This is a genomic window from Aerococcus sp. UMB1112A, assembly GCF_030230715.1.
In the GTDB taxonomy this organism is placed as follows: Bacteria; Bacillota; Bacilli; order Lactobacillales; family Aerococcaceae; genus Aerococcus.
The window spans coordinates 1-6,300 of sequence record NZ_JASPDS010000034.1; the positions used below are offsets into that span (position 1 = coordinate 1).

The 6,300-nt window shown below is 44.7% G+C and carries 7 protein-coding genes; all 7 read left to right on the forward strand.

Going from position 1 to position 6,300, the window contains the following annotated elements; genetic code table 11:
- Positions 1-1,439: bifunctional DNA primase/helicase (locus tag QP860_RS10135; RefSeq protein ID WP_284912740.1), on the forward strand; the 1,439-nt coding region annotated here is incomplete at its 5' end.
- Between the two features lie 399 nt (positions 1,440-1,838).
- Positions 1,839-2,417 (forward strand): hypothetical protein, encoded by a 579-nt coding sequence (locus QP860_RS10140; RefSeq protein ID WP_012477812.1) that lies wholly within the window; start codon positions 1,839-1,841, stop codon positions 2,415-2,417.
- 300 nt (positions 2,418-2,717) lie between these two features.
- The gene (locus QP860_RS10145) at positions 2,718-3,239 is read left to right on the forward strand and encodes a hypothetical protein (RefSeq protein ID WP_012477813.1); all 522 of its coding nucleotides are present in this window, start codon (positions 2,718-2,720) and stop codon (positions 3,237-3,239) included.
- 654 nt (positions 3,240-3,893) lie between these two features.
- Positions 3,894-4,088, forward strand: a complete 195-nt coding sequence (locus tag QP860_RS10150) for a hypothetical protein (RefSeq protein ID WP_012477814.1) — start codon at positions 3,894-3,896, stop codon at positions 4,086-4,088.
- Positions 4,088-4,315 (forward strand): hypothetical protein, encoded by a 228-nt coding sequence (locus QP860_RS10155; protein WP_012477815.1) that lies wholly within the window; start codon positions 4,088-4,090, stop codon positions 4,313-4,315. Before QP860_RS10150 ends, QP860_RS10155 begins: the two co-directional genes overlap by 1 nt.
- A 14-nt stretch (positions 4,316-4,329) precedes the next feature.
- On the forward strand, positions 4,330-5,301 hold the full coding sequence (locus tag QP860_RS10160; protein ID WP_012477816.1) for a hypothetical protein: 972 nt from the start codon (positions 4,330-4,332) through the stop codon (positions 5,299-5,301).
- A gap of 294 nt (positions 5,302-5,595) precedes the next feature.
- Positions 5,596-6,300, forward strand: a 705-nt coding sequence (locus tag QP860_RS10165) for a CHC2 zinc finger domain-containing protein (RefSeq protein ID WP_284912743.1), incomplete at its 3' end; no start/stop codon positions are given.

The window sequence follows — 6,300 nt, forward strand, 5'->3', positions numbered from 1 at the left end:
TTGGCCAGGTGAGAGTCTACAACGCTGAGGCGCTGAAAGAATGCAAGACGGTATTCATTGTTGAAGGTCAGTTTGACGCTCTGTCAATCATGCAAGAATCCGGTGTAGGAGCTGTAGCAACTTCAACCAGTCAGACCCGGCTTATTGTCAAGACCTTACAAAAGTTCAAAGAGCAAGACCCAACAATTAACCCGACTATCATTCTCAGTATGGACAACGACAGAGCAGGCCAGAAGGCGAATAGAGCCCTTCAGAGGGACTTAGAAGCGCATGGCTTTACTTGCTATGTCAACCCGGTTAACGGCGATTATAAGGACGCTAACGAGTTTCTGGTAAAGGATAGAGAGGGCTTCAGACAGAAGCTTCAGCATGTCATCAACCAGCCCGACAACTGGCTTGACAAGTACTATGCTGACATCAAAAACCGCCATGACTACCCGGATAATATCCCTACTGGCTTCAAGAATTTAGATGATGAGCTTGACGGCGGGCTTCAGCCTAAACTCTATGTTTTAGGTGCTGTCAGTTCATTAGGGAAAACGACTTTCGCCTTGAATATTGCTGACAACCTGGCTAAACAGGGGAGACATGTTTTCTTCTTCAGCATGGAATCTAGCAAGAGAGAAGTGACGGACAAGCTTTTAAGCCGGGCTAGCTGTCTCTCTAACGGCCATAAATGGACTCAGCTACAAGTCAGCCGGGGAGCATGGTTAAACAATGCTGAGGACAAAGAAGAGTTTGACGGCCTGTTTAAAGCCTTCAGCCGTTACCAGCGCTTCTTACACATCTATGACAACAGGGTTAAGGCAAGTCAGGTAAAAGACCTGGTCAATAGCTGGCTTGGCAACCACCCGGACGAAAAGAAGCCGCTTGTAGTCGTTGACTATCTTCAGATCTTGCAAGCTGAGCAGGACAACGTGACAGACAAGGCCAAGGTGACAGACAGCGTGAGTGTTCTCTCAGAGCTGACTAAACAGGCTGAAGTTCCTGTCTTGGTCATCTCATCATTGAACCGGGCTTCTTACTGGCAAGACGTAAGTTTTGAATCCTTCAAGGAATCCGGGGAAATCGAATACTCAGCCGATGTTATGTTAGGTTTGGAATTTGCTCATCGTGAGGAGTACATTACAGTTCAGAAAAACGGCCATGTTGAATTGAACAAAGAGAAGTTTGACCAGCGGAAACAGGAAGTCCCTAGACGGGTTGAAATGGTCATTCTGAAGAATCGAACTGGCAAGACAGGCGGTCATATCTTCTTCAAGTACAACGCCATGTTTAACAGTTACCAGGCATGCACTGAGAAGGAAGCGGCGATAGCCAACAACTTCAAAATGCTGTATCACACAAAACAAGTAGGCAAGCCAGTTGAGGCGGCTAGAATTGAATACACGGTAGACCCGGAAACAGGCCGGGTAACAGAGAAGAATCAAGATAAATAGAGCTAAAGAAGCTGGCCAGGAATGGCTGGCTTTTGTTTTGCCTTCAGACGCTCTCAGAAGCTCATAGAGCCGTTCTGAGCCTGGCCTGGTAGATTTGGCCATAAACCCGGCTAAATACCCCCCATGGCTTAAATTTGGCATACAGACAGCAAGGGGAGCGGGCAACGGGGAAGAGCAGACATTTAATTCGTTTTTGGGCGTGTCAGAACCTGTTAAAACCTTACTTTTTACAAAAAAATCCGGCGGCGAAAGCCTTGAAAAAACTTATGTGGCAAAAAAATTCCGGACTGATTCGGACTTTTTCTTTCCTGGCCAGGCCTTCTAATGGTCAGTAAGGTCAGCCGCTTCAGCGGTCAATCGTGTATAATATAGTCAAGATTGACAAGAGGAGGGCTGACAATGGAAAATAGCGCTGGCATGCTGTCAGTTGGTCAAATAGCTAAAATGCTGAAGACCAACAGACAGAACATTTACAACGTGCTGAAAACTGAACACATTAAAGCGGACGGCTACAATGACAAGCACTATTCACTGTATAGCCCGGAAACGATTCAAGAGATCAAGGCCGCTCTGTCTAAGAAAGCAACGCTGAGAAGTAAGAAGGTAGTAGCAAAAGAGCAGGCTGAAGAGATAGCTGACTTGAAGAATCAGCTGTCAGAACAGCAGAGATTGACAACCTGGCTACAGTCTCAGCTGGTTCAACTTCAAGTAGAGGCTGACAAGCTCAGGAGTCAGAACAGCCAGTTACAGCTAGACCACGCAAAGACTCAGCTCCTTATTGGCCAGGTTGACCAGGAGAAGACAACACTGAAGGCCGAAAATGACCGACTGAGCGCTGAAAATGACAAGCTAGGACAACTAACCGACAAGGTGCTGAAGGACGCTCAGAGAGCAGAAGAGGACGCTCAGAAGGCTAAAGCTGATCTAGATAAAGCCCGGCGGGCTGGCTTATGGTCTAGAATCACCAGGAATTATTAAGAGTGGTATAGCCGTTATCTGACTTTGTGAAATTCCTTATTGGGTCTGTCAGATCAGCGATTTAAAACCTATACGGGTTTGTGAATCCTGGTTTACGAAATTGGGCGATAAAGAAGCCCGTAAGTGCAAGGATAGAAGGTTAGTTCCAATAAGACACATTATGTAAAGTTGTAAGTGGTATACCTGTAATTGATTGACAGGAACTATACATAGGCTAGACACTTGTCAGCATTGACTGTAGCGGCTTTACAATGACACTAGATCTACACTATAATTACAGTAGAAAGAGATTTTGCACGCATGACTTACAAAGAATGGACTGATTCAGATCATTTAGAGTTAGTCAAAAATTGGAAATTACACGGGCTGACTAACGTTGAAATAGCTCAAAGAATAGGCATTGCTGAGAAGACTCTGTACGTATGGTTGAAGAAGTCTCCTAAGCTGAAGAAGGCCATTAGAGGCGGCAAGAATATTGCCAGGGCTAGGGCTGAGAATGCACTGTATGAGCTTGCTCTTAATGGCGATAGGCAAGCCCTTTTCTTTTGGCTCAAAAACAACTACAGAGAACGCTACTCAGACAAGCCGTTAAGCCCGGCTGAAGCCGATTTGATGAGTCAGAAGGCAAGGCTGGCCAAATTACAGGCTGACCTGGCTGAGGCTCAGCTGAAGGCCATTAAGGAAGACCAGGGAGACCAAGCAACGCAATTAAACAACCTGTTAGACAGTCTGAAGGAAGCCGTGTTAGATGAGGGGATTAGCCCCGATAACATCGTTCCTACTGGCAACGGCTTAATTATCGATGATATTTCTGACTCTTAGGTTTACACGACATTGACAGTGTAAACACAAGATAGCGGAAAAGATTCTGATTATTATATTTACAAGCACTGTATATTGTGCTATTCTAAGATGTGCTAAACGGATTTGGGGAATGCAACTAACTGCTGAAAGGTATCAACTTTTTTGTTGCGCTCTTTAATTCTTTAGCAAAAAGCTAGATATCAAAAAAGAGCGAGACCGAGTATTGCTTCACGGGTTCGCTCTTATTTTTTTATCTGGCTAGTTGCCTACTGGTACTATACTGACACCCTAGCGGCATGTTTGCGGTATTGCACTACAGCGGCAACAATGGTAAAAATAATAATAGGTAACAAAAAAAGCCTTTAGTACTGGCAATACTAGAGGCGGGCTGTGTTTAGCTCTGGTAAAGCTTAACACGGTTAGAGTTGTAGAGTTGTTGTATTTGTCTTTACGGAATTATGATACGTTTAAAAGTAGCACCTTGTCAAGGGTAACGTATCACTTCTAAAGTATATATAGTAGTTTTCTTCTAACATTATGTTGTAAAAACCTAACATTTTGTAGACAAACACTATACTTCTATGACTCTAACCATGTTTAAGACAGGCCAGGCTAACACCCTACTGGCCTGTTTTTTGTTGCCAAAATTTCAAAAGAAAGGCGGTAACAACCGTGATTAGACAAAACAGCGATGTTAGAGCGGCTATTAAAGCTTCTGGCTTGAAGCAATATGAGGTAGCTACTTTGATGAATGTTTCAGCCAGCTATCTCAGCCAGCTGTTACTACAACCATTGTCAGAAGGCCATAAAAAACGCATTATGGCGGCGATTAAACAAGGTGAGTCATTGAAGGGAGAACAAGAATAATGATGAGCTTAGAAGAGCGTGAGCGTGAGATTGAAAAGGTAGTACGCATTGCTGAAGCTGACTTCAACAACGCTTATCACTTGAATGCTATCAACAAGGAAGACGTTATTAAGAACCGGGCTTACAAGTACGCTGAAGTGCTGAAGCTTCAAGAATTGCTGGCATTGAACAAGACCATTAAGGACGGGCTGAATGGTATTGAAATGTCAGTAGATCTCATTGAGTAGCGGGGAGACCCGCTATGAACAATAGTGAAAAGACTTCTCTAATGGCTGAGCCGTACAACTCAAACAGAAACGCCATTGACAGACTCAGAGTCAACCAGAAGGCCTTACAGGCTGGCTCTGTCAAGCGTGAAGAGAATTATATAGCCGATGAATCCGGCAATTCAGAGGGCTTCAGAATGGCCTTCTACACGGCATATAAGAGCGGCGTTCAGTTAGCTATACCAGTAGAGGCTGAGCCCGGAAAAATGGTAATTAATGAGACCTTCAGCAAGGTTCAACATCTACTAATTGCCAGCTGGTATAGCCAGGCTGACAGAGCAAGCAACTTCAGAATACAGCTTACCTTCAAAGAGATCTCAGAGGCGCTAGGATACAGCAGAAGCCAGGCTACAGCGCTCAGAAAACAGCTCAGAGACCTAATTACACCGCTAGTCCGCTGTACTTTTGTTACCAGCAATAAAGACAGCATAGACGCTGTAAACCTTTTTGCGGCTGGTAGCTACAGCAAGGGACAGCTGACAATGTGGTTAACTCCTAACATGGCTGAAACGTTTCTGTCAGAAGAATCATCTACAGAATATTTTCCGTTATCGTTACTGAAGCTAAAAGGGACAGCCTACTACCTGGCCTTGAAGATCATGCACAACGCAAACATTAATGCACGCTGGCGTGCTGACAGGGTTGACAGATTGGGCTTAGAAGACACGCTGAAGGCCTTGCCTACACTCCCCGACCCGGTAGAGAATGCACAAGGAACTAGTAGACACTTACAGCGCCAAATCATAGCCCCCCTGGCTAAGGCTATTGAAGAGCTTGAGGCCGTCACTGGCATTGTCGTTAGACCTAGCCAGCCGCTAAAGGGACTGAAGGCGAAAGATCTGTCTAAAGTCACTTTGAATGTCACTGATTGGGGACAGGTTGACATAGCAGAATTGACCAGAAAAAAGCGAAAACGTTTGCGAAAAAATAATGTTCGTGAGGACTAAAACTATATTTTTTCTAATTCGTATGTAGGTAATTATGGCCGCAAATGTAGGTAATTATGGCCGCAAATGTAGGTAATTATGGCCGCATTGTGAAATTTGGGCAAGTGCCTTTAGGCCTTGAGCCAGTAAGGAGTAAGCGTATTTTTTAAAAAAGTTTCACTTGTTAATAGTTTAATAGTATTAAAAGCAACGGCACAGCTTGACGCTGGCCTTGCTTGAAAATTGAAAAAAGATGAAACAGCCAGGGAGAGCAGAGACTTCTTACTGGCTTGTTTTCTAAACGAGGTATCTAGCATGAACAACTTAGTTAAACCAGCAGATTTAAAGAGCTTGATCTCTTTACCGGAATACATTGCCAGCGTGGTCAGCATGGACTCTAAAGGCTTCTTTAGCTGTGTCAATCCGAACCACCCCGACAAGCATCCTAGCATGTGTGTAGATCAGAACCACCCGCAATATGTTCATTGCTTCAGTTGCCAGGCCAGTTATGACCTGTTTGACTGTTGGGCGCTGATTAATGACGGCGTGACAGAGACCAGGAAGAATAGTGCTGGCAAGGAAAAGCCAGTCTACAACTTCAACGCTGTAGCAATAGAGATAGCTGACCATTACGGATATACCCTTATTGGCGACCCGGCAAATAACTTGCCAGAACCGCCATTACCCGAACCAGAACCAGAGCCAGCTCAAACTCAGACCAGCAATGACAGCAATATCAGAGCCCAATTAGAAGCCTGGCATGCTAGCTTGAATCAGACTGACTATCTTCAGAAGCGGGGAATCACTCAGACAACAGCAGAGATTTTCAATTTAGGCTACTCAGCACTGACCAACAGCATTATTATTCCTTACGGTCAGGACGGCTATTACGTTCAGAGAGCAATTAATCCGATTGAGAAACATGACCGCTACAGATTCCCTATTGGCCAGGTGAGAGTCTACAACGCTGAGGCGCTGAAAGAATGCAAGACGGTATTCATTGTTGAAGGTCAGTTTGAC

Bases quoted from the DNA above. Each gene is read 5' to 3' on its own strand.
- QP860_RS10140 (WP_012477812.1), top strand. From the start codon at position 1,839: ATGGAAAATAGCGCTGGCATGCTGTCAGTTGGTCAAATAGCTAAAATG.
- QP860_RS10145 (WP_012477813.1), top strand. From the start codon at position 2,718: ATGACTTACAAAGAATGGACTGATTCAGATCATTTAGAGTTAGTCAAA.
- QP860_RS10155 (WP_012477815.1), top strand. From the start codon at position 4,088: ATGATGAGCTTAGAAGAGCGTGAGCGTGAGATTGAAAAGGTAGTACGC.
- QP860_RS10160 (WP_012477816.1), top strand. From the start codon at position 4,330: ATGAACAATAGTGAAAAGACTTCTCTAATGGCTGAGCCGTACAACTCA.